Source organism: Stenotrophomonas sp. 10L48, assembly GCF_056395105.1.
On the sequence record NZ_JBFTIX010000009.1, the window covers coordinates 76,766 to 98,863 of the forward strand.

Genomic DNA, 22,098 nt, shown 5'->3' on the forward strand with positions numbered 1-22,098 from the left:
CCGCTGGGTTGAAGCCCGAAGACGTGCGGCAGGTCCCCGTGTTCCGGCCTGGCAAGCGCCCCTGTAGCCGATGTTCCCATCGCAGCTGCTGAGACACCCGTGGCCCATGCTGGCCTGCCGCGGCGATGGCGCGTGCCCGGTCCCAAGCCATGCAACCCTGTGGACAAGTCTGGGGTCAACGTGCGGTCCCACGTGCCTGCGCGCCTACAGCTACGTGAATCCTGGCCGCTTGCGCCACCTGTGGTTAGCAATAATACTAATATCCCGTAACGGCCGGAGGGCAACATGCAGCACCCCCCTCGCAACGCCCAGGCCGCCATCAAGGGCCGGGGTTCCACGTCCCATCTTGCGGGGCGTTTTGAAAGCACCGTCAGCGAAGCGGTGGACGACGGCTGGGCAGTGGACGACAGCGAGGAGTTCCTCGCCCCGCGCCTGCGCACGGAAGTACGCGCGGAGACCGCTCGCAGCATCATCAGCCGCAACAACTCCCCGGACGTCGGCTTCAGCCAATCGGTGAATCCGTATCGCGGCTGCGAGCATGGTATCAATACCCCCTGATTGTTCACCAGACAAATGGATATAGATCAATAGTTTAGAGGAGTATCAGTAAACACATCGGCTTGGCAGGAGCGCGCGCAGCAACGACGAGCTCGCCCCTCTCGGACGAGCTGGCCCTCGCTCTTTAGCTGCGAAGAAAGTTAGAGACCTGCGGCGCGTAGCAAGGCTGACATCGACGTGCCCAGACCATCAGCCACGCGCTCCAAGGTAGCGAGAGTGACGTTCTTTTCGCCACGTTCGATCTTGCTGTAGTAGGCGCGGTGCATTTCGATGTGGTCAGCAAAGACTTCCTGGCTGACACCCAGAGCAATACGATGCGCGCGGATCACATCTGCAAGTTTCGCTTGATTCGTATGCTCGACCATACGAAGCAGCTTGTGGTCCCGGTACTTTAAAGACTACGCCTCTAAAGGTAGTCTACTTATAAGTACTAATTGCCCATCTCATGAACTTTTACCTCGTATGTCCGGAACTGGAGTTCACGCTTGAGGTTCCCTTCTCGCCCATGGGCAGGGAGCAAGTTGCAATGCAGGTGCGTCGGATGCAGGAGGAGGAAGGGCAAGCCAGGGGCTTCGAATGCCGCTTGGCAGAAGAGCTGTCAAAGCTCATCCCGCAACTCACAGATTGGGACATCAAGCCACCCACGGGTGCACAGATGGCGTACGCGACTTCGCTCTGCGCGCAGTTGGGTATTCAACTGCCTGCAGCAACACGTCGATCGCGTGCATTGATGCAAACCTTCTTGGCCGAAGCCAAAGCGCTCCACGGTCAACGTAGCTGACAAAGACTGCACAAGCCGAAGTTGTGGATAAGTTTGGGTAAAACTTTCTCGCCAGATTACCCAATGGCCTACAGCTAGCTGAATTCCAGGGTGTTGCGGTGGCTGTGGTTAGCAATAATACTAACAACCTGACCTTCCCAAGTTGTTGCCATGGAACAGGATGCTCGAAAGGCCCAAGTTCCCCTCAAAGGTAGAGGGGCAGCATCGCGTGTCGCGAGCCGTTTCGATACCACTGCAACAGTGGGAATCGACGATGGCTGGGAATCGGTCTACCAGGAGATGGAAGACGCGCCGCAGTTGAGAACTCAGGTACAGGAAGAGCGAGCGCGAACGGTGATCAGCCGCAACACATCCCCCGACGTTGGCTTCAGCGCGTCGGTAAATCCGTACCGCGGCTGCGAGCATGGGTGCGTTTACTGCTTTGCCCGCCCCTCCCATTCCTACTTGAGCCTTTCACCGGGCTTGGACTTCGAGACGCGCCTATTTGCAAAGACGAATGCCCCAGAGCGGCTCAGAGCGGAGATTAGCAAGTCGAACTACAAGTGCGCCCCAATTGCTCTGGGAATAAACACAGACGGCTATCAGCCAATTGAAAGGAACTACCAAATTACACGCCAATGCCTTGAGGTGCTTGCTGATGCCAAGCATCCGGTGAGCTTCGTCACCAAGAGCGCCCTGATCACCAAGGACATCGAACTGCTGGCGTCGATGGCCAAGGACAGGTTGGTTACGGTCTACTTCTCGGTCACTACGCTCGACAGGAAGCTATCGGCAAAGCTGGAACCGCGAGCTGCCGCTCCCCACGCCAGGCTGCGAGCAATGAATCAGCTGCACGATGCAGGGGTCCCGGTTGGGGTTCTGATCGCGCCTGTCATCCCCATGATCACGGACCATGACCTAGAAGCTATCCTTCAGGCCGCGCACAAACACGGTGCCCGGGCAGCTGGCTACGTGCTTCTCCGGCTACCTAACGAGATCAAAGAGATCTGGAGAGAATGGCTCGAGCTGCACTACCCTGATCGGGCCGCGCACGTGCTTAGCTTGATGCGACAGATGCATGGCGGGAAGGAGTACGACGCCAGCTTCGGCACCAGAATGTCCGGAACTGGACCGGTGGCGGACTTGATCCGCAAGCGATTTGAAAAAAAGCATCGTGAGCTCGGATTCACGAGGCTGCCTGCGCTCGCCACTCATCTGTTTCAACCTCCCCAGGAGAAGTCGCCACAAGGTCAACTTTTCTAACCAGACGAAAAGCGTGGTAGCACCATCAGTTACGAGCGAAGGATCCAGTCGGAGCGGTGCTCACAGGGACAAGGAGTAACAGGCTCCCGAGTGCTGATACCATCTCCCCGAAACTGAACTAGACCCTCCTGCGTAGTAAGCTCAGACGGCTCTCTAAACGTATTTGGTTATCCCGCTTCCTCATGACAAGGACTAGCGTATGCCCAAGCAAGTGAGAGGTTTATCAGTCTACCGAAGCACGATTGAGCGATTGCCACAATTTCGTCTCCTTAGCAGCCCACTCACAGTGGACCAAGCGGCGATGCTGGGATTTGACGGCGTTCCGCAAGCGGGTGCTTCCATTGTGCCAAGCGCCGAAGGGCCCGCGACGTTCTTCAATGCCCGAGGCAAAGAGATCGTCAGAAAGGACCTTCCGATGATCACCAAGTCTCGATCGATCAACACGTCGTGGAAGGACTGGCACGGGCAAACCCACCACGGCACTCAGACAAGATCTTACGAAACCTATCCCCGGGAACACATTGCACCACCTGGTGAATTCCTCACCGCCGTGGAGACAGACGGTGGTATCGCAATGGCTACGAGGATCATTGATCGGACGGAGCTAGAAGAGAGCATTGCAAATCTCCTCAACCTCTACCTGGAATGCTTCCCACACTTTGAAATCGTTGACCCGAACCTTGCGGTGCCAGTCAGGGTCGAGAAGGTCAACTGGCGCATTCTTCCTCCTGGGAAGTTCCCGTTCGATCGAGCGATGCAGGTGCTGGATAACTATCTGGAGCAGCTTACCGAAAGCGATCGCGCAGCCGCTAGACAGCGTATCCGGACCATCACTCGTCACGAGCCAGACTTTATGGCAGTAGGACTAGGCGGTTTCAGTGAGTACATCGTCTTCGGGTTCACGCGAAAGAATCGGTACGTGTTCGAGAGCCCGGAGACAGGCAACGCCACCTACATCTTCAGGAACGAATGGGAGGAGGTGTCTCAGCTCACCAAGCGCCAGATCCTCCAAGAGCAGCTACAAGAGGCCCGGATCATCCACACCTCTCGTTGGGCTATAGAAGTCTCAGAAGCAATCCAGCGGAAGTGAGTGGTCGCGGAACGCTCCAGGATGCGTAAACCGAACCAGCATGATTCGCTCTACGCAGTAGGCAGTCACCTAACGACACGATTACTCTGGGTCGAAAGATCCCAACAGGAACTCCTTATGAAGCCAACCATCCTGGCGTTGGACCTCGAGGGTACGCTCATCTCGAACGCAGTCAGTCAGATCCCTCGCCCAGGCCTATATAGGTTCCTTGAGGATGTCCGATCTCAGTTCGAGGAACTTGTGCTGTTCACCACGGTTCCCGAAGCCCTCGCCCGAAGCATTGCGGGAATGCTGGCTACGGAAGGCAGTGTACCGGTATGGTTTTCCGGACTTCGCTACATCCATTGGTCTGGAAAGACAAAGGATCTCTCCTATGTCTCCCCCCGCTTGGGCGACGCCCTTCTGCTGGATGACCACGGCCCATACGTGCATGACGGCCAAGAGAGCCTATGGATCGAGATACCGTTGTTTGGCTCTCCGTACTCGGCGGACGACGACGGGTTGCAGATCGCATCTGCACGCCTGACTGATCGCATCATGCAACTGGAGAGTGCATCCAACCCGGCCCGCAGGACCGAAGGTTAGCTTCAATGACAGCGTCGTCTCGATGGCGCTTCGCAAGAGCACACATGTACGGATGGTTCTCTCCCAAAAATGGAACAGATATGGACCACCATGCGAACAAGCCTCAAGTAGGTCTTCCATAGGGTTCGTCTTGGAGACGCCGGAGACGGCAATCGAGAGGCCGCTCTCAGTGGAGGTGCTGCAGGCCTTCTACGGCACCCCTATCTGCGCCGGCAGAAACTAATGTGGAAGCGCCGCACGCACACGTCGTTCCAGCCGATACGATTCGCCGAAGGATGCGCAGTAGCAGGCGCGTCGTCTCCGATTTGCTCATGCCAACTCACTGCCAGCGCGCTTCGGTAGCCATAGACCGCGTGCTATCGACTGCCAGGGTCAAGCGGACCCCCAAGTTGGTAGCGAAAGCGAAAATCTCGAGTACGCGATGACCGAATCCGGTGGGCTTCTGCGCACATCGCCCCTGCTAGAGTTTGGGCTGTCCTTCACATCAAGCGTACCAGTAGGCTCACGATCAGGCGTAAACCACTGAATCAATGACAGTAAAAAACACATCTGATTCTCATTCCATTTGTTAATGTACCGTAAGGCTCACGCGCCAAAAAATTTTTCGCGTACCTGATAGCTTTCGGCGCCATGGCCTACGACGTCGAAATCTGCACCGCGCATGCGATCACTTCACCAGCGACGGTGACAACGGGTGAGCAAGGCGTGCCCTTGCCCGAGGGCTTCTGCTTTCTAGTCAGCAGGTCGGACGGATCACTCGTTCAGCCTGCTTTTGAGTTCTTTGCAGATTCTCATCTCACCATTGACCGGAATCCAAAGCTTGCATGCAGCAAGAATACGACGGCAGCAATAGCGGCTGACCTCACCGACTTCCATCACTTTTTGGACGCAAGGAAAAAGCGCGTCTCGGACGTAGACGAGCAGCTCCTCAAAGCCTACGCGGACACATTGACGGACCTGGACTCCGCGGTGACCCTCGAGAAATTTGCCGCCGCGACCATCCACCGAAGATGGTCGACCGTGACCAAGCTAGTCGCCTTCTGTGTGAAACGGGGCTATCTAAGAAAGCCGCCAGCGCTGCTGAGCAAGCAGACAAAGCGAGGAACTGTTCAAGTTCTCGAAGTTGACGTGAATCTGCCCGGGCTGAACGACGCTGACGAGCTAATTACTGCGCTGCATCCCGAGACTGTCGTAGGCATTCTCGACGAGCTAGGCCCTAACCCCGTGGTCGAAAGAAACGGGGTCGTTGAACTTGCACTCGAGACCACGGCGCAGCGATTGATGGCTGAGCTGTGCTACCACGCCGGTCTGAGGCGGTCTGAAGTGTGCGATGTGCATGCGCTCACCATCCTTAAGACGCGTACCGAAGGGCGCGATCCACTTACCGCAGTTGCCATCCCAGTTGTCGGGAAGGGCAACAAGAAGCGCAATGTTCCAGTACCAGTTTGGCTACTGGAGGCGCTGAAACGCTATGCCAAGGGTACTCGGCAGGCCCTTACTGACCTCCGACTTCGGTACCGCAAACTGGAGGATCATGGCGTCCTATTCGTCTTGGACGTAAACGACCGCAGGCACGCGGGTAATGCGATAACTCCCCAGACGTTTGATCGCCATTTCGCTCTCGCCAAAGACAGGTTGCTCAAGCGGCTTTCCAAAGAGCTCGACCTGGCTCGCTATGAATCAACGCAGCGCGAGCGGATAACCATCCATGCACTTCGACACACATTCGCCTTGTACACGTACATGGAGAAGCGCGCAAACGGCGACATGGATGCGATCAAGTATGTTCAGTCAGTACTAGGACACAGTCTCAGGGAGACGACCGAGTCCATTTACCTGAGAAGCGCGAATGCCTTCGAGAGCGAAACCAGGGAGTCCATGAGGCTGCACATTGAAGGTCAATCGTTCATGCGACTTGGCGTAGCGGCCGGAAAAGCTTGAGCAGAGAGTTCCGCCGCTAACTCATGCGCATGAGCTCGGATGTAACCGACCAACATCCTCAAAACAAAATCAATATGGAGTGGAGCACAACGTGGCAGGAAAGAGGACCGCCCACCTGCGGCACACCTTAGGAGATGAGGACAAGGTAGGCGAAACAAAGAAATGGGATGTACGCGAGAGCACTGACCGCCTGGAAGCGGCGTTCAGACGCGCCGGAGACCAACGCGACAACATCGTCAACCTCAGCCGATGGAGGAGCATAGGTGCAGCGGCACCAATCTTCGCCGAAGCGTTCTGCAGAGCCCACAAAAATAGCAGAGAGACAAGTAGATCCTCTTCAGCTAACAACATGGTGAGTGGCCTGGTGCAGTACCTAGGCGCAACAGGAGTGGAGATAAACGGCCCAGATGACGTTCCGATGGACTTGGGCGAATCGTTTCTAACCTATCTGAAAGGAAGAGATGCCACGCACCCGATCACGCTGGCGGTGCAGACGCAGCGTCACTACTACGGGACCTTCAAGAAGGTCGTCCTTGCGCTGCACGAAATGGATACACGCTGGCAGGTGATCCGTATTCCCACAAAGCCGTTCGCAGGCCTGCCACGTAAGAGCAATCCGAAAGAGCTTGACCGTGCGGCTTGGGCCAACGTCATGAAGGCCGCTGTTGAAGAATGCATCTCGACAATGGACGAAGTATGGCCGCTTCTGGACAGGGTACACAGTGCCATTGCTCAGAAGAGTAAGGGCGACGCTGTATCGCTAAGCGACCCGGCGGAGGCGATTGCGCAGATCCTGGCAAACTTTGACGGTCACCTTCCTCGCCAAGCCGAGGTTCGCAAGCTCCCAGGCGTAGGAAAGATCAGTGAAAGTGAGTACTTCCGTCTGAGGAGACTTGCGCACCCCATCGGTGGTGATCTGATCCCATTCTTTCTAGTACTGGCAATGCACTCGGGGTTCAACGAGCAGCCACTTAGAACACTCACTCTGGATGGCATATCCGAGCACTACCCGCTTGGACGGAAACGAACGGTGATCAAGTCATCCAAGCACAGGGCTGGGGAGAGCGATCAGGGGGCACCACAGCGAGCGGCCTTCCCCGCCAGCGATCACCCGCTAGCGCCGGAAAGATTGATACGCTTCGTCATAGCTTGGACCAGACGAATCAGAGACTACGCTGTTGGCAAGCTTGCCAATGACTTTTTCCTGCACGCAGTATCCGAAGGTGGGCGGCACAAGCGCCGAGGAATGCTCATCGATTCCTACTCATGCAGAACCGACGATGTAAACACGCGCGTGACCGGTTACATCACGCTGTTCTGCAAACGAAGGGGGCTCAAGTACTCCGGCTCCCGCGCAAATAGGCTTGCGTTCTCTGAAGTAGTTGATGGACTGACCGACGGCGACGCCTTCGAGCTACGAGCAATGCTGGGCCATCGGCTGCTGTCAACTGGTCAAGACAGCTATCAGACAACCACGATGCAGCGTCGGCAGAAGGAACAGATGGCAGGAGCCATGGCGGCCCAAGAGCGCTGGGTGACTTCAAATGGAAGTATTGATACGCGCTCAACCCGGAGTGACCGTGAGTATACGGCAGCCACGCAGGGCTTCTGCTGCGCAGATCCATTCCAAAGTCCGCAACCGGGTCAGCGCCAGGGCAAACTCTGCACCAGCTATGGTGCTTGCCCTGCGTGCCCGCTCGCAGCAGCTGACTCAAACGAAGCCTACGCGCTCGCCCGCTTTCTTCAACTGCAGGAGCTATACGAAGAAGCTAGGGCAGAGCTTGGGAGCGAGATATGGCGGCGAAAGTTCGAGAACGCTTACCTCGCGCTCCGCGACTCATGGATTCCTGCTGTGAGCACAAATGCGAATCGACAATCAGCGGCGATGATCATGCTGACGTCGCTCCCCACACTTGAATAGTTCGGACCGCACCGTTAGTAGAGCGTCCATTCTAGAGGTAAGGCTATGCCTGCAGTAAGAAAGGTCAAATCAGCGCAGGCGGCAACCCTGCACCCTTCATTCCAGGTGGACTATGACAGTAATGTCTGGACGTTCGCTCAAACCACTGTCGGCCAACAGAGGGAGTTCGTCACCGTTGATTGGGAAATCCCAGTTGCGCGCGGAGAATTACTCACAGACTACAAACACAGAGGACTACTGGATGAACTGAAGTGCTACCTCAAGACCTCCATCGTCGATGACGCGGTACGCATGACGGTTGGATCTATCCCTTCTACCTACATGGGCATGAGGGAGCTGGTGAAGTTTATGGGGGAGCGGGAAATCCGCACGCTTTTCGACATATCCACAGCTGTGAGTTGGGAGTATGTCGAAGGTCTCGAAGAGCAATACATCATGGCCGGAGGTGATGCCGGTCGAGACAGAGCGTGGACGCATGCCACTGCCTACAAGCTTATTCACCCACTTACACAGATCTACGAACTCGCGGACAGCTTGCGCGCCAGAGGTGGGCAGGCACCCTGCGAAGCACCGTTTGATGGAAGAAAAACCTATGACGTTGTGACCGGGCCGCTTGGGCTCGCTCGAACGGGTGGATTGCTGCCTATCCCGGACGAGATCTCGGTGCCAATCCTCACCTACGCATATGAATGGATCGAACACGGTTCGGAAGATGTGATCAGACTTCAGGCTGAGATCATCCCGATGCTCATCGACGCAAGGAGCGCCAAGGGACCAAGACGAATCATATGTCTTCGTGAGATCAGACGGCACATCGAGGAGTTCCAGATGAGCCCGATCCCAGGAACACTAACGCCTTGGCATGAGCCCCTGCTCGCAACGGATCGGATTGATGACGCTGGGGACGAGCGCGAAATTAGCGGAACTCAGGCCCTCAGACGCTTAATTCTGATGACTCAAAGCGCATGTAGCACGTTGCTGCAGGCATGCACTGGGATTCGAGCTCATGAGCTGATAGGCCTATCCTTGGACCACGATCCGACGCTACAGCACGGTGTGATCAGATCAGTGATTTCTCTAGACGGACTAATGGAGGTCTTCTCCATCTGCGGCATTTCAGCCAAAAGGGAAGCGACTCGCCATGAGTGGACAGCCGGACTGCGTCCATTCGGTACAAAGCACCTGCCGCTAGTTCTGAAGTCCATCGAAGTGTTGGCTCGACTAATGGAGCCTTGGAGAGCTCTTTCTGGCAGCAGCACGCTGATGCTCAGCTTCTCCCACGCCAAGTCCCTTCCATCCGGTGCTGACGGAATTGGCCGAATGACAGCCAACCGAAACTCTCTCCTGCAGCGCGAGTTCGCCGTTGAGGCCCTCACTAAGAAGCGTGGCATCGAGATGACGCAAGCTATCTACGAGGTGAGATCCCTCCGCCCACAGCGATGGCGGATCACCTTTGCGCACTACGTCTTCCGATCCAAGCCGGAACTTATGCCTGCACTTCGGACCCACTTCCGTCACATGAGCGAGCAGATCACGGATCAAGGGTACATCGGCAACGACGCAGCGCTTCTCGAGAATCTAGAAGGAGAAAGAGTCATGGAGACCTCCAGGTTCCTCGTTCAAATCACTCTTGGCAAGCCGATCGGGGGTGGACCGGCACAGCGGCTTCTCATGCAGCATGCCGAATCAGTGGCCAAGGCACTGTCAGTGATGGACGGAGAGACACTGATTGATAAGGCCGTAGCATACGTGAAGCTCACCGACCTTCGGATATGGACAGGGACGTACGCGAGTTGTCTGATCGATATGGTGCCTGATCGCTCCAGCTGCAATCCAGACGCAAGCCTGCTCACCGTCCGTGCCTCGCCAGACTTCGGCGTACGATCGCCCGGCCTGTGTGCGGGCTGCAAGTGCTGCATCATCCTCCCAGAGCATCGGGACTTCTGGGAGGATCGACTTCTGAAGAATCAGGCCATTGTCCAAGCAGATCGAATCAACTCTAAGGACCAGCGATCAAAGATTGCCATGAGTCGTGTCGTTCAGAGTCGAGCAGTTCTGAAGATGATATCCAAGGCTACCGGGGACGCCTCCGATCGTTCCGGCGGAAGTTGACGACATTGGCCGCTTCATCCCTGTTGGCACTTCTCTTCTGAAGCCGGGACACTGCGAGCTGAAGGGAAGCGTTGTGGATACTTGTCTTGTACACCAGAGCCTTCAACCTTGCATTCTCGGCTCTGAGCTTGGCGAGCTCTTCAGTCACTGAGCCGCGCTTCTCCTCCTCAGCTAGTTCTTGAATTTTGAGCCAGACATGCCCCAGTCGAGCGTGCCTTGATCCAAAGCTTCCTCTATTTACGCCCGCCTCCGCCGCGACCGAGGTTGGCGTGATGATCCGATGACCTGCGGCCACCTTTGCTTTCAACAATTCATTGGTTGGGCGTCGCTTCACCAGACGGTCAAGAGCGGCCAACGCTTTGTCCTCTACTGAGTAGGGTCTGCTCATGCTGCTTTCCGATGATTCGTCGTAGCCAGTACATAGCCTACGCCACATGCGCCGCCGAATCAGCTGGGTGGAATCCGTCATCTCAGGGTTTGCTGAAAACAGCGACTATCAAACTCCAGAAGCTGATAAGGGTCGCGTTAGCTACTCTATCCTCGACGTTCTGTTTCGGTTTGTAGTAGGCATCCTCCAGGATCCTACGCAACTAGGTCCCCAATACACCATGTTCAGCACGTAGATGCTTTGATTGTCAGTTCTAACGCAACAGGAAAGCGCTTACCGTGTCCATGAAGGGAAAGGTTGCATTAGTTGCTGGCGGCCGCTCTGGCATTGGATTGACGATCGCACAAAGGTTCTCAGTAGACGGTGCTCGCGTCTTCACCGCCCAGCGTCGTGCAGACATCGTGTTTGAAGGCATTGAAGCGGATTTCTCGGATCCAGCCTCTGCGCAACGCGCCGTCTCAACCGTGACTGATTTGTTTCTCGCCCCTGAGGGCTATTGATTTTGGAGAGAGCAGGTGAGCAGGACAAGTATTTCCCATCCACTGCAGATTGCTACCTTGCCCGTCGGTACGAACGGCGGTGGGATCGGCGTCACCTTTGCACCAGGAAAGCATCAGGACGTTGCAATGACTGGGTCTTGGGCTCGGGACCTGGACGTCGATCTAGCTTCGATCGTCGCGTGGGGAGCACAGCATCTGATCACGTTGATTGAGCCGTGGGAGTTCGAGGAGCTGCAAATCACCTCTTTGGCGGAACGTGCCAGAGCGCACGGCTTGGTGTGGCACGGCCTGCCAATTACGGATGGTGCGGTACCTGATGCGCGACTGCTTGAGCCATGGCGATCCCTAGGGCCACAGTTCGCGGCCAAGCTCTTGTCCGGAACCAGGATCGTGGTGCACTGCAAAGGCGGTTTGGGTCGGGCCGGCACAGTAGCGTCGATGCTCCTCATTGAAACAGGCTGCGCTTCAGACGGCATCGATGCAATTGCTAAAGTGCGCTCAGTGCGGCCCGGCGCGGTGGAGACAATGGAGCAGGAAGAATTCATCCTAAGCTGGTCTGGTCGCCCAGGCCAAAGCCTGAGCTAGCCGCAATGCACCGCGACCCGACACCAACTCCGCTTGGGAGGATATTTTGGCCAAGATGGCATCGTACCGATACATGATTGACATGTGTCCCTGAAAGCATGCTTGCACCGAGCTGAGCCCAACCCGCGCTCTCAATACTGAGGAGCGGGAAGCCAGATGGGAACAAGATTGCTCGTCGCCAATCATCCAGCTTTGTCCCTAGAGTTTGCGAGACAGCCCGATCGCCCAATTTGATGTAACGCAGGGGATGCGCTATCCCTCGTGGAACCTGTGACGTTGCATAACGGCATTCAAGTCGTTGAACATCGCGTCGGTCACACCAAACTCACTGATATAGCGGCCGAGATGGCAGACATAGAAGGTATAGCTGCCCTTCTCGCTCAATGGTATGTACAGGATGCCCGCCCGCCTAATGTGCTTTGAGTACTCATCAAAGTGCGGATGTACGATCCTAAACTTTTTAGGATCACTGGGGTAATTCACCGGCACATAACCCTTGACCGGTGGGTCGACATGGACCTCCCTGTTTCTCTTGTACTCATTACAATCAGGGCAGCAGACGCACAGGTTGAGTGGCTCAAACATGTACCCTACGTACGTCGCCTTGGGAGCGATGTGCTCGACGGTAGAGCCCGCAGCCGACCTGACCGACAGGAGGTTCAGGCAATACGGACACACGAAGCGCTGTACGCGTCGGTAATGATCTCGCACATCGACACGAACTGGCTCAAGGCTGGCATCGGACCACTTCGTGTGATCGTACTGGGGGTGCGCACGTATGGCATCTATTCTATTGAGCGCATCCGCGCTAAAGGCGACGGGTTCGTCAATCATGCCCGCTCCTCCTTGAGAAGCGCTGAGAGTGAGTCGATCAACGAGATAAGCTTGTCACTGGGGTCAAGCTTGTTGCGCACTTGGAAAAGCCATTCCATCTCCCCCTTCATTTCGCGTGTAAGCGGGCGACCAACGCGCACCTGGGCGATCAGGTTGAAGCACACCCTTGAGATGTACTCATTCATCATGCCAGGCGCGTCGAAGAGTTCCGCTAGCTGGAAGTCTGCAGAGCGGCGCTGGAACTGCGACGCAGGATAGAGCTTCCCCTTGCGCAGGTGATAGATGAAGGATCCGGGACCATTCAGCCTCGCGATGATTTGGGGGGAGTGCGTGGCGATCACAAACTGGCAGCCGCTATAAGGCGAAAAAGCAGACTGCAGGAGGGCCATGAAGCGCTCTTGCCATTCCGGATGGAGACTAATCTCGGGCTCGTCGATCAGAACCAGAGAGTTGTCTTGAATGTGCCCTGCGATACCTAGCATGAGTACAAGCAAGCACTGCTCGCCAGAACTTGCGCGCTTAAGGCTGAAAGGCGGCTGTCCAAGCTTCTCTACCTCAATATCCATCAATCGAAGCAAGTTATCGTCGAACAGCCGCAGATATGCCCCAAGGCGCTTACGCCCTAGCCGAGTGCCGCCAAGGGTCGCGACGTTGCTGCGAAAGTCCACCTCCAGACGCAATGCGCCAGGCGTATCCATCAAATCAGAAGCAATGTCGAGGTCTTTCAAGACTGCCGATAGACCATCGGTGGCCTCAATAATGGACGCGACGCGGCGATCGAAGCTGTACCTAAATTGCCCAGCCCTGAAGGATGACTTTTCGACGCTATGACGGTTCGATGAACCGTCCACCCTTGAACGTTCAAACTGAGGCTTCAGTACAAAGGTGAATACTGGAGAGAAATTCAGCGATTCCAGGACACCTAGTAGGTTTAAGCTAGGCGGGGTCTCAGCCAGCTTCGATAGCAATCCCCGAGCTGCGGAGGACAGCAGCGACACGGCTGATGATGAGCCGTACATGCCCTCTCCACGCATCCCAACATAGCGGTAGTTCTTCTGCGCCTTTGCACTCCGCCTTGGCGGCGCTGGAAACTTGTCGAAGGGACTCGTTGATGCCGCAACGACCACAGGATGTGCGGGATGACTAAATTGCCCAGTGCCGATTGGGTCGTAATACTCGCTAATCCGAAGCCGCGCAATATCCGACAACAGCCGGCTTTTTCCAACTCCGTTCTCTCCCACAACAACTGTATATGTGTTATCTCTTGGGCTGACTTTAACCTCGTCTACCAGACGCACCAGCTGACCATCATGGTAGATATTGATCACTCGTTCCATTGGAGGCTCTCCCTGTCTATAGGAAGAATGTTGTCAGATACTGGTTAGCTATCCAAGCTCATGGTCCCTGCGGCCTAGGACGCTTCCATTCCGGCGATGGGAGATCTCGGCAGAGAAGTGCAGGGCCTTCCTGGGCCAGAGCTAGCGCCACCCATCGCCGCTCCTTGACCGATCTCCCCACGGAAGGCTGACAGGTAAGATCCGGGCTGACACCGAACGCTTGGGCCGTGCCCTTAGGCCCAAAAGCGCGTGCGCCCTACCTAAATGTGCCTTCGGGAAGGCATAATCTGGCGGGGGAGGTAAATATCAACCGCCTGCCAATCTAGTTGACCGGGGAGAAGGAAGTGTCTGCAAAAGGAGGACTGCTGAGATGGCTCGGAGCCTTCATAGCTTTCGATATGGCGCTGCTAACCTACGTCTTGATTCCCGATTGGCGTTGGGGTGCTGCCGACCCGAAGATGATCATAGGTGGGCTAACGACAGTACTTTCCCCTCCAATGCTCTACATGATGACCTCAATTCTCTCGCCAGACATGAAGGCTGCACTCGTCTTCTGGAGAACCAAGCATCACTTGCCTGGCTATTCGGCATTCTCCAGGCACCTAAGAGAAGACTCGAGAATAGACGGTGAAGCAGTTGCGGCGCGGCGGGGTCCTCTTCCGTCAGACCCGGATGAACAGCAGCGCCTGTGGTACAAAATTTACCGCGACCATCGCAATGACGAGGCAGTTCTTGATGCCAATCGTCGCTTTCTCACTTTTCGGGATCTGGCAGTAGTGTCACTCCCGGTTACCGTGGTGGCCCCCATCGCGCTCACGTTCTTCGATCTCGGCTTCGCACGAGGCCCCGTGGCCGCAATCTTCTGCCTGCAATACCTTGGCGCAAGTGTCGTCGCGCGCATAGCGGGCGTACGTCTGGTTCGAACTGTTCTGGCGATAGAGGGCGCGCAGCCAGGTTCCGCTGCTCCCGGTTCGGTATGACTGGCCCTTTACTAGAAATCCGGCCGCACAATTGAGGGAAGGTAGGCAGCTAGTTCGGTGCGGTTTGCAAGGACAATCTGCTGCGATCTTGCCGCTTCGTTCTCTTGTTCTTTAAGACCCAAGCGTGCCAACAAGTAATAGCCCATTGCTTGTCTGCACTTCAGCTTCAATTTGCCTTCTGACATGCCGTAGTCAAGTTCAATCACTCGCCGCGCGCCCTCCGAGAGAGCAGGGTTTGGTGCTATCTCAATATCGATCACGCGGTTCCATTGTACGTCGCCACTGATCGTGGCTTGAGCGTCTCCAGATGGCTTCGCCAGCAAGATTCGCGCAAAGAGGAAGTCACGGTAGTCGTTGCGCAAGTGACAGTAGGCTCGGATGTGCCATCGGAATCCGTCGTAGGCCAATGCCAAGGGTGAGACGCACCTTACATCTGGCTCAGCACGTGCCATGGTCTGGTAGGTGATCTCCAGAGCTCTGCCGGACTGAATTGCAGACAAGGTCTCCCGTAGTAGCGAGACATCGACGCGGCGGCTAGGGAAGCTCACGATCTCTGAAGGCGGTGGGTTACCCAAGAAGCTCAAATCGGGACTCAGCAAGCCGGTAGTGATCGCATGCAGTTCCGCCAGATACCGGGCGCTCGATCCTTCTGTGAAGATCGGCACATATGTCGGCATCGCCACATAGGCACGCTCCTTGGCGTCGTACTTCGCATTCAGCGGGGCGCGTGCGGCGTATTCAGCAAAGTCCAGAGTGGCCTGAGGGGGTGAGATCTTGAAGAACTCCACTATGTCAGAACGATTGACCTTACCTGCCCACAAGAGCCGAGAGTCAATGAATTCTAGCCGGCGTGCCTGACCCCAGCGCTCTTTGCGGGCGGACACAGCCTTTAAGTCATTGAATTTATTAGGCATGTGAGAATCTTCCAAAAATGTCCACTACTTTTTATGACCTCATAGTTTTTCGTAGTATAGTGCGTCTGAAGGCCACGGGGTGGTCAACACGATGAGGCGCAACTCGAATGAGCAACATCACGTTCTTCCCGGTCGACTGCGGTGACATGACCCTGATCCGCCTCGCGGATGCCGCAGTCAGTTCTATCCTGATTGACGTTAACATCCGAGCGGCGGCAGACGATGCTGATGACACTTCAGTACGTGATGTGGCTTCGGATCTGCGAGGCAGGCTGCAACGAGATGAACTTGGCCGGCCCTATGTCGACGTCTTCATGCTGAGTCACCCCGACGAGGACCATTGTCTGGGTCTGGCCCGTCATTTCTACCTGGGGCCGATCGAGGACTATCCTGATGACAAGAAGGCTGACAAGGATAAGCGGATCGTCATCCGGGAAATCTGGTCGTCTCCGTTGGTCTTCCGCCGTCGTTCAAAGGAGCATGTTCTCTGCGATGATGCCTTGGCGTTCAATCGCGAGGCAAAACGGCGAGTTACGCAGTACCGCAATGGTTCTGGAAACAAGGATGGTGAGCGCGTACTTCTGATGGGTGAGGACGTTGACGGCAAGACAGATGATCTCGCCCCGATCGTCATCAAGTCGGGTACTACCTTCAACCGTCTTAATGGAGCTAGTAATTCCTACTTCGAGGCAACCCTGCTCGCGCCGATTCTCTGCGATGACCCGGACATTGTTGAGCAGTTGAAGAAGAACAATTCCAGCATCGTCATCAACTTCGCGTTGGACTCCGTCGAGGTCGGACTCCCGCGCTGCAAGTTCCTGTCTGGAGGCGATGCGGAGGTCTACGTATGGGAGCTCCTCTGGGCTGAGTACGGGAACGGTGGTGAAGCGCTGCAGTACGACCTTCTCCAGGCTCCGCACCATTGCTCGTGGCATTCGCTGTCATGGGATAGTTGGTCCAAAATGGGCGAGAATGCCCAAGTTTCCCCCGACGCGCGAGCGGCCTTGGGGCAGGCGAAGAACGGTGCCGTGATTGTGGCGAGCTCAAAGCGCATCTTGGACGACAAGAATGATCCGCCCTGCATTCGCGCCAAGAGGGAGTACGAGAGCATATTGGGTGCTGTGGGCGGCAAGTTCATGTGCACCGGAGAATATCCCCAGTACTGGGAGCAGGCCCCGTTGGACCTGCAGGTCTCGTTCGGCGGTGTTCGAGTCAGGAAGGCAGGTGCAGGCTCTTCTACGGTCGCGGCCCTGGCCGCCGCACCGCGCGCGGGCAGCCCTCGGTGACTTCAGATTTTCTCGATTGGGGAGTCAGCATCCCCGAAGATGAAGCAGATCCATTCCGCGATGTCCGCATGCAAGCTCTCCTCAGGGCCTGCAATGCACATGCCGACATCAATGTTGTCGAGCTAAGGCGCCTTGAAGACCCATTCGCCGCAGAGATCATTGTGGCCGATGTTGGTGATGGCACCGTTTCCCCTGGAAACGATGCGGGCATTCGCCGAATCGAACGAATTGCACTGCTGTACCGCAGCGGTGCCCGATTCCCGTTCGAGGCCAGGCCTCTAAGGAAGAGCTTCCCGAAGGCGCTACATCAGTACTCTACCGGGGATCATGGCCCGCCGTCGCTCTGCATCATCGAAGGTGACTGGGAGATGGTGGAGCATAGGTACACACCGGAAGCGCTGCTCGAGACCCTTCTTAGCTGGCTGGAAAGAACGGCAGACGGCACGATTCATGAGCCCGACCGCCGCTTGGAGCCCGTCTTCTACAGCCTCGGGCAGTGCCTAATGCTCCCGCCGGACTTCGCGGAGGCGTTGAGCGATCCTTCCAAGGAACTTGCTCTGATGGACGCGTGGCCGTGGGAGCGCGGAATGACATACCGCACGCGAATTGTCGCGTCTGGTTCTCCGGCACGAGCGGCCCATCGCATACTCATCATGGACGCCGCCCCAATCGCGCACCTGCCACTCTCTTCGCCGCCGTCGACCCTTGGCACTCTTGAAGAGCTTCTTGCAGCTAAGGGGAGCTCGCTGATGCCGGGACTTGCCAATTCGGTACAAGAAGCTTTCCGGCGATGCAGCAGCACAAATATCCAGCCGGGGGACGGGCGAATCATCCTGATCATTCGTCTTCCGCGGCTGAGAGACGGGGAAACTGTGTGCATCGACTCAATCGGGTTCCGGTTTGATTGTGACTTGGTCACGCTGGGCCTCAAAATACAGGCACTCTGCCGATACGGAGACAACGGGTCCGTCCAGCCGGTCGTCATACTTGGAGAAGATCCGGGCTGGCCAGAGAGCGGTTGGCAAGATATCGAGGTTCTCCACATCGACGTTAGCCGCAGTCTTAGCAGAGATGACGCGCAGCGGTGGTCGGCCATTGAGGGCGGTGAGTTTCGTGGGGTAATCGCGGGTGTGGGGGCGCTTGGAAGTGCCTTAATCGATATGTGGTCCCGCTCCGCATGGGGCCACTGGGACTACATTGATCCCGACGTTCTGGCTCAGCACAACATCGTCCGGCATGTCGGCAGCCAAGATCAGGTGGGGCTACCAAAAGTCGAAGTTGCCAAGCGCCACGCGCGGCGGACGCTCGGGATCTCCGACCCAGATGTGAAGGCGTTGCAGGATCGGGCCTCGGACCTTGATAACGAGCCGGTACGCGCGTGCTTGAAGCGCGGCGATCTCCTCATCGATGCGTCCACAACCATCCAGGTAACCAGGGCGTGGTCTGGAGCGGACCTACCGCGAAGTATGGCAGCCTTTTTGACGCCATCGGGAGACGGCTGCGTACTTCTTGCTGAGGACAGTGCGCAGGAAATCAGAGGTGCCTCGCTTGAGGCCCAGTACTACAGGGCGATCATCCAGCAAGATTGGGGAGTCGCGCATCTCGAAGCAAAGGGTCGCCCACTTCGAAGTGGCGCGGGCTGTCGCGATGTCTCTGTCGTCCTGGGCTACGATCAGGTGTTGCAAAGTGCATCATTGCTTGCAAGGCAGATCAGGAATAGATCAATGCTTGCCGGCGCAAGCATCGATGTATGGGAGTCTTCGAGCGACGGCAGCATTCGCCACATTGAGGTAGCGGCCAGGCGAACCTTCTCAAAAACGGTCGAGGACTGGACGATCCTCTGGGACGAAGGTCTCTGCCAACAACTCCTGGAGGCACGAGCCAACTCGCTTCCGCTCGAAACCGGAGGAATTCTTCTTGGCGTCGTCGATTTCAAGCTCAACACAATCCATCTCGTGGACGGCCGTTCCGCACCAAAGGACAGTGTGTCAACTGAGGCGGACTTCCAGTGCGGTAGCTGCGGCGTGCAGGAAGACATTACTGAGGCCCAGCGTCGAACAGCCGGTATGGTGCTTTGGATAGGTGCTTGGCACTCGCATCCCCAGGGTGTGAAGGCAGTTCCAAGCATCCAGGATCAGGAACTTCTGTCACATCTCTGCACAAGGCTGGGTGCGCACGGACTACCAGCGGTGATGCTCATAGCGGGCGAGAACGGCATCGACGTTTTCCTGCAGGCGAAAGGGAGTTAGCTCGCTTAACACGCAGACGAGTTGCCGAGCGGTTTGATGGCGCAGGCGGGACTTGCTGGCTTTGCCTCTGCGCACATGGCGTGGCCGCTTGGCGTGAGCGGATACATCTCCAGTTCTGATATGACCTGGTGCTGGCGGCCTTCCGTCAGCGCCCCATCAGTGATCAGGGGAGCAGTTGGAGTCTGCACTGGGCATCTGAACTGGAGAGCCCGCTCTTCGTCTAAGGCCATCACCCCGGGGTGGTAATGATTGATCAAGCAGCTCTGGACGGCTGATATGCTCGGGTCCTGATAGATGTCGAATGGCAGCTTCTGGCCGAAAGCGGACATCGCCAAGGCAGTGGATTAAGGTTGTTTATCGGGGCATGGGCGTGGCACCTTTCGATCCAGAGCGGACATCAGCGTGAGCGCACGCTCTGCACCCTGGTAGCTCTCACTACACATCGGACTGTTAAGTGAACCACAGCCGTCCTAAAATGAGGCCGTATCAAGGGTCTAGTCCTCAAATCACGGGCTGCGGGTACTTCGTATAGCCGGACCCGAGGAGCCGACCATTGTTCATTTAGCACGGCGCAATCATTCTGGGCAGCGGACGGGGACGTGATGAAGCAAGACATGAAGGAAAAGCTCAAAGAAGCCATGTTTGATGTCGAGCACGCTTTAGGAATGTACGCTTCTGGCTATTGCACCATTCCAGCAGAAGCAATCTATGACAAAGAGGCGTTGGCTTCAGTCATGAGCGTAGTCAAAGATTGCCATATCTACCTTATTGGGCTCGTACCCAGGATTGTCCTTGAGAATGCAAAACTAGAGAACGACAAGCTGAGCATTTTTATGAGTGCTCTAGGACAGACTTACGAGGTCAAGTACCCGTGCCCAGAAGGGTGTCGGTTGCAGCGGGTCGATGACATATATCACGTTGTTGATGCATCGGGACGCTTGGGATGGCCAAGTCCTCAGGACCTACAGGCACGACTAAGCTCCATATCGCAGGCGATAGATTTCGACGTGAAGTACATCGGGCAGGCCTACGGAAAAGATGGATCACGCAATGCCTTAGACAGACTGCTGAAGCACGAGACGCTTCAGAAAATTGCCTTGAAAGGCATTCCTGAGACGCACAAGCTAACCCTGCTGCTGTTGACAGTTGTTCCCAACAGTCAGCTCTTCACGTTCTTCAATCCATTCGCCAAGAACAAAGATGATGATGGGACGCGCATTCGCGCGGGGCTGGAGAAGCTATACGAGACTAGTGAGCAAGAACGAATCACTCTCTATGAGGCATCACTTATCCGGTACTTCTCTCCCGAGTACAACATTGAGTTCAAAAACAGCTTCCCGTCCACCAACCTGAAGGTCCTTCAAGCCTGCTACGAGAAGGATTTCAGTGCGGTTGTGGCAGAGATATGCATCGACGAGCTTCCGTTCAGATTAAGATCTGACGGTGTAGCACCGGCGCACTATCACATAGCTAAGCACAACTTGCATAAAGAGAGTGACCGGCGAATATTCTTTGGACTGTAGTTCGGTGAATTCTCTGTCTGCTGCTGGCGGGAAGCTGTCGTGGGCTCGACATGGCAGCAACTGACCCAAAGCGGACATCCATCAGTGCTTGTCCACTGCTCTTGAAATGCGGCCTGGTCTGCTTGCTGGGTCCGGCTATGCCTCGGCTTGTCAGCCGGACCCAGCAGCCCTAAGATCGAGCCGCTGTCAGCGGGGATAGCCCACCATATGGTGGTATGTGGATAAGTCGTGTAACCGGACTCAGGGATCCGGCTACAAGGTAGTTAGGCAGCAGGGGGAGATGGTGGACAGCCGAAGTATCTTTGAAAGACTGACACGATCCGTGCCAATCAATCTCGCAGACCTCCCAGAAGAGTTCGGTATCTACGCTCTTTGGGACCATGAACGACAAATCCGGTACATCGGTAGCACACCAAAAGCCACCGAGGGATTCCGCACCAGGATTTACAGCAAGCACGCCACTGGCAGCGAAGGTCGCAGCCACAAGTTCACGCAAGCGTATTGCACCGGCCGTATGTGGCGTTACTGCAAGAAGCTTGATCACCCAGCTGCCGCTCGCGAGCAGTCCGCCACAGATGCGGACGCAGCAAAGAAGCTGAGAAACGCCTTTATTCGTAAGCACTGTGGGGCGAGCTACGTATCCATACCTCGTAGCTATCTGCCAGAGCCATACTTCGCAAACCTCACTTCATTGGAGTTCCAGCTTCAGGCTATGGCACCTTCAAGCATGCGGGCGTGGGAGGGTATTGGGTTTCGGCCTCTACCAGAACCGGCACCTCTCGTGGATCGCTTGTTGGCTGAACTACCTCACTTTGCAGCAGGCGCTGAAAGGCAGCATGCCATCTATAAGGCACATGTGCTTTGCACTGATGTCTAACAATTCATTGATACTCGCCTTCTCAACAAGCTGCGCAATCAATGCGCGCATGAGTGGGGAGATTTCCGCATTACCCAACAGATAGTTGATACCTACATTGAGCCAATGACAATGAAACATGCGCTCAATGCTGCAAATGAGGTCCAACCGATCCTGTTCCCACCAAGCTGCGCGCCGAAGTAAGTGCTCGTCAGTACCCTTGCGGCGTTGATCACCTTTGCGAACCTGCTCAAGCCCCTCCTCAAAGCGGCCGTCACGGAGGGAACAGGTGACGGCATCTAACGATTCCAAGCCGAAGCCGCCTGATGGCTCGGCTTAGTTCAGGCGTTTGGCAGTGTCCGCTTTTGGCCGGAAGCGTACGCTGACCAAACGATGTTTTAGCCCGGCCACTCACG

Annotated in this window: 19 protein-coding genes and 1 pseudogene; 14 read left to right on the forward strand and 6 right to left on the reverse strand. The window is 56.1% G+C overall.

Annotated elements, in window-relative coordinates:
- Positions 1 to 285: 285 nt before the first annotated feature.
- Positions 286 to 543 (forward strand): annotated as a pseudogene (locus tag AC1DCU_RS16100) (hypothetical protein); the annotation flags it as partial.
- A gap of 155 nt (positions 544 to 698) precedes the next feature.
- Here AC1DCU_RS16100 and AC1DCU_RS16105 read toward each other — a convergent pair.
- Complete coding sequence (locus tag AC1DCU_RS16105) at positions 699 to 923, reverse strand: helix-turn-helix domain-containing protein (RefSeq protein WP_049412847.1); 225 nt, start codon at positions 921 to 923, stop codon at positions 699 to 701.
- Between the two features lie 80 nt (positions 924 to 1,003).
- Between AC1DCU_RS16105 and AC1DCU_RS16110 the strand changes: the two genes are divergently transcribed.
- The 7 genes from AC1DCU_RS16110 to AC1DCU_RS16140 all read left to right on the forward strand — a co-directional run bounded on the left by AC1DCU_RS16110 (position 1,004) and on the right by AC1DCU_RS16140 (position 10,230).
- Positions 1,004 to 1,339, forward strand: a complete 336-nt coding sequence (locus AC1DCU_RS16110) for a hypothetical protein (RefSeq protein ID WP_049412845.1) — start codon at positions 1,004 to 1,006, stop codon at positions 1,337 to 1,339.
- A gap of 150 nt (positions 1,340 to 1,489) precedes the next feature.
- A complete protein-coding gene (locus tag AC1DCU_RS16115; protein WP_059065724.1) occupies positions 1,490 to 2,581 on the forward strand; it encodes a PA0069 family radical SAM protein in 1,092 nt (363 codons plus the stop codon).
- Positions 2,582 to 2,882: 301 nt separating this feature from the next.
- A complete protein-coding gene (locus tag AC1DCU_RS16120) occupies positions 2,883 to 3,671 on the forward strand; it encodes a hypothetical protein (protein WP_238582229.1) in 789 nt (262 codons plus the stop codon).
- A 117-nt stretch (positions 3,672 to 3,788) separates the two neighbouring features.
- Positions 3,789 to 4,256 (forward strand): NIF family HAD-type phosphatase, encoded by a 468-nt coding sequence (locus AC1DCU_RS16125; protein ID WP_442251404.1) that lies wholly within the window; start codon positions 3,789 to 3,791, stop codon positions 4,254 to 4,256.
- 630 nt (positions 4,257 to 4,886) lie between these two features.
- Positions 4,887 to 6,197, forward strand: coding sequence for a tyrosine-type recombinase/integrase (locus AC1DCU_RS16130; protein WP_442251405.1), 1,311 nt, complete (start codon positions 4,887 to 4,889; stop codon positions 6,195 to 6,197).
- 91 nt (positions 6,198 to 6,288) lie between these two features.
- Positions 6,289 to 8,118, forward strand: coding sequence for a hypothetical protein (locus tag AC1DCU_RS16135; protein WP_442251406.1), 1,830 nt, complete (start codon positions 6,289 to 6,291; stop codon positions 8,116 to 8,118).
- A 45-nt stretch (positions 8,119 to 8,163) separates the two neighbouring features.
- Complete coding sequence (locus AC1DCU_RS16140) at positions 8,164 to 10,230, forward strand: integrase (protein WP_442251407.1); 2,067 nt, start codon at positions 8,164 to 8,166, stop codon at positions 10,228 to 10,230.
- Here the strand turns inward: AC1DCU_RS16140 and AC1DCU_RS16145 are convergent.
- On the reverse strand, positions 10,193 to 10,618 hold the full coding sequence (locus tag AC1DCU_RS16145; protein WP_442251408.1) for a hypothetical protein: 426 nt from the start codon (positions 10,616 to 10,618) through the stop codon (positions 10,193 to 10,195). The genes AC1DCU_RS16140 and AC1DCU_RS16145 overlap by 38 nt on opposite strands.
- Positions 10,619 to 10,902: 284 nt before the next feature.
- On the opposite strand from AC1DCU_RS16145, the gene AC1DCU_RS16150 reads away from it, so the two are divergent.
- Together AC1DCU_RS16150 and AC1DCU_RS16155 are read left to right on the forward strand one after the other, a co-directional pair.
- On the forward strand, positions 10,903 to 11,118 hold the full coding sequence (locus tag AC1DCU_RS16150) for an SDR family NAD(P)-dependent oxidoreductase (protein ID WP_442251421.1): 216 nt from the start codon (positions 10,903 to 10,905) through the stop codon (positions 11,116 to 11,118).
- Between the two features lie 15 nt (positions 11,119 to 11,133).
- Positions 11,134 to 11,703: a cyclin-dependent kinase inhibitor 3 family protein gene (locus AC1DCU_RS16155; protein WP_154329106.1), complete on the forward strand. Its 570-nt coding sequence runs from the start codon at positions 11,134 to 11,136 to the stop codon at positions 11,701 to 11,703.
- Positions 11,704 to 11,955: 252 nt separating this feature from the next.
- On the opposite strand, the gene AC1DCU_RS16160 is transcribed toward AC1DCU_RS16155, so the two are convergent.
- Complete coding sequence (locus AC1DCU_RS16160; protein ID WP_442251409.1) at positions 11,956 to 12,537, reverse strand: HNH endonuclease; 582 nt, start codon at positions 12,535 to 12,537, stop codon at positions 11,956 to 11,958.
- Positions 12,534 to 13,874 carry an AAA family ATPase gene (locus AC1DCU_RS16165; protein WP_442251410.1) on the reverse strand — a complete coding sequence of 447 codons (1,341 nt, stop codon included), beginning with the start codon at positions 13,872 to 13,874 and terminating at the stop codon, positions 12,534 to 12,536. Before AC1DCU_RS16165 ends, AC1DCU_RS16160 begins: the two co-directional genes overlap by 4 nt.
- 398 nt (positions 13,875 to 14,272) lie before the next feature.
- Here AC1DCU_RS16165 and AC1DCU_RS16170 point away from each other — a divergent pair, with 398 nt between their 5' ends.
- A complete protein-coding gene (locus AC1DCU_RS16170) occupies positions 14,273 to 14,854 on the forward strand; it encodes a hypothetical protein (protein ID WP_478014216.1) in 582 nt (193 codons plus the stop codon).
- Positions 14,855 to 14,865: 11 nt separating this feature from the next.
- Here the strand turns inward: AC1DCU_RS16170 and AC1DCU_RS16175 are convergent, their stop codons facing one another.
- Positions 14,866 to 15,768 (reverse strand): helix-turn-helix transcriptional regulator, encoded by a 903-nt coding sequence (locus AC1DCU_RS16175; RefSeq protein WP_154329109.1) that lies wholly within the window; start codon positions 15,766 to 15,768, stop codon positions 14,866 to 14,868.
- Positions 15,769 to 15,875: 107 nt separating this feature from the next.
- Here AC1DCU_RS16175 and AC1DCU_RS16180 point away from each other — a divergent pair, with 107 nt between their 5' ends.
- The 3 genes from AC1DCU_RS16180 (at position 15,876) to AC1DCU_RS16190 (ending at position 20,826) form a co-directional block, all read left to right on the forward strand.
- Positions 15,876 to 17,054 (forward strand): ComEC/Rec2 family competence protein, encoded by a 1,179-nt coding sequence (locus AC1DCU_RS16180; protein ID WP_442251412.1) that lies wholly within the window; start codon positions 15,876 to 15,878, stop codon positions 17,052 to 17,054.
- A complete protein-coding gene (locus tag AC1DCU_RS16185) occupies positions 17,051 to 19,303 on the forward strand; it encodes a ThiF family adenylyltransferase (RefSeq protein WP_442251413.1) in 2,253 nt (750 codons plus the stop codon). The genes AC1DCU_RS16180 and AC1DCU_RS16185 overlap by 4 nt, the downstream gene beginning before the upstream one ends.
- A 614-nt stretch (positions 19,304 to 19,917) precedes the next feature.
- Positions 19,918 to 20,826, forward strand: a complete 909-nt coding sequence (locus tag AC1DCU_RS16190; protein ID WP_442251414.1) for a hypothetical protein — start codon at positions 19,918 to 19,920, stop codon at positions 20,824 to 20,826.
- A gap of 802 nt (positions 20,827 to 21,628) precedes the next feature.
- Here AC1DCU_RS16190 and AC1DCU_RS16195 read toward each other — a convergent pair.
- A complete protein-coding gene (locus AC1DCU_RS16195; RefSeq protein WP_442251415.1) occupies positions 21,629 to 21,994 on the reverse strand; it encodes a hypothetical protein in 366 nt (121 codons plus the stop codon).
- Positions 21,995 to 22,098 lie beyond the last annotated feature (104 nt).

Bases quoted from the DNA above. Each gene is read 5' to 3' on its own strand.
- AC1DCU_RS16105 (WP_049412847.1), bottom strand. From the start codon at position 923: ATGGTCGAGCATACGAATCAAGCGAAACTTGCAGATGTGATCCGCGCG.
- AC1DCU_RS16110 (WP_049412845.1), top strand. From the start codon at position 1,004: ATGAACTTTTACCTCGTATGTCCGGAACTGGAGTTCACGCTTGAGGTT.
- AC1DCU_RS16115 (WP_059065724.1), top strand. From the start codon at position 1,490: ATGGAACAGGATGCTCGAAAGGCCCAAGTTCCCCTCAAAGGTAGAGGG.
- AC1DCU_RS16120 (WP_238582229.1), top strand. From the start codon at position 2,883: ATGCTGGGATTTGACGGCGTTCCGCAAGCGGGTGCTTCCATTGTGCCA.
- AC1DCU_RS16125 (WP_442251404.1), top strand. From the start codon at position 3,789: ATGAAGCCAACCATCCTGGCGTTGGACCTCGAGGGTACGCTCATCTCG.
- AC1DCU_RS16130 (WP_442251405.1), top strand. From the start codon at position 4,887: ATGGCCTACGACGTCGAAATCTGCACCGCGCATGCGATCACTTCACCA.
- AC1DCU_RS16140 (WP_442251407.1), top strand. From the start codon at position 8,164: ATGCCTGCAGTAAGAAAGGTCAAATCAGCGCAGGCGGCAACCCTGCAC.
- AC1DCU_RS16145 (WP_442251408.1), bottom strand. From the start codon at position 10,618: ATGAGCAGACCCTACTCAGTAGAGGACAAAGCGTTGGCCGCTCTTGAC.
- AC1DCU_RS16150 (WP_442251421.1), top strand. From the start codon at position 10,903: ATGAAGGGAAAGGTTGCATTAGTTGCTGGCGGCCGCTCTGGCATTGGA.
- AC1DCU_RS16160 (WP_442251409.1), bottom strand. From the start codon at position 12,537: ATGATTGACGAACCCGTCGCCTTTAGCGCGGATGCGCTCAATAGAATA.
- AC1DCU_RS16165 (WP_442251410.1), bottom strand. From the start codon at position 13,874: ATGGAACGAGTGATCAATATCTACCATGATGGTCAGCTGGTGCGTCTG.
- AC1DCU_RS16170 (WP_478014216.1), top strand. From the start codon at position 14,273: ATGGCGCTGCTAACCTACGTCTTGATTCCCGATTGGCGTTGGGGTGCT.
- AC1DCU_RS16175 (WP_154329109.1), bottom strand. From the start codon at position 15,768: ATGCCTAATAAATTCAATGACTTAAAGGCTGTGTCCGCCCGCAAAGAG.
- AC1DCU_RS16180 (WP_442251412.1), top strand. From the start codon at position 15,876: ATGAGCAACATCACGTTCTTCCCGGTCGACTGCGGTGACATGACCCTG.
- AC1DCU_RS16190 (WP_442251414.1), top strand. From the start codon at position 19,918: ATGAAGGAAAAGCTCAAAGAAGCCATGTTTGATGTCGAGCACGCTTTA.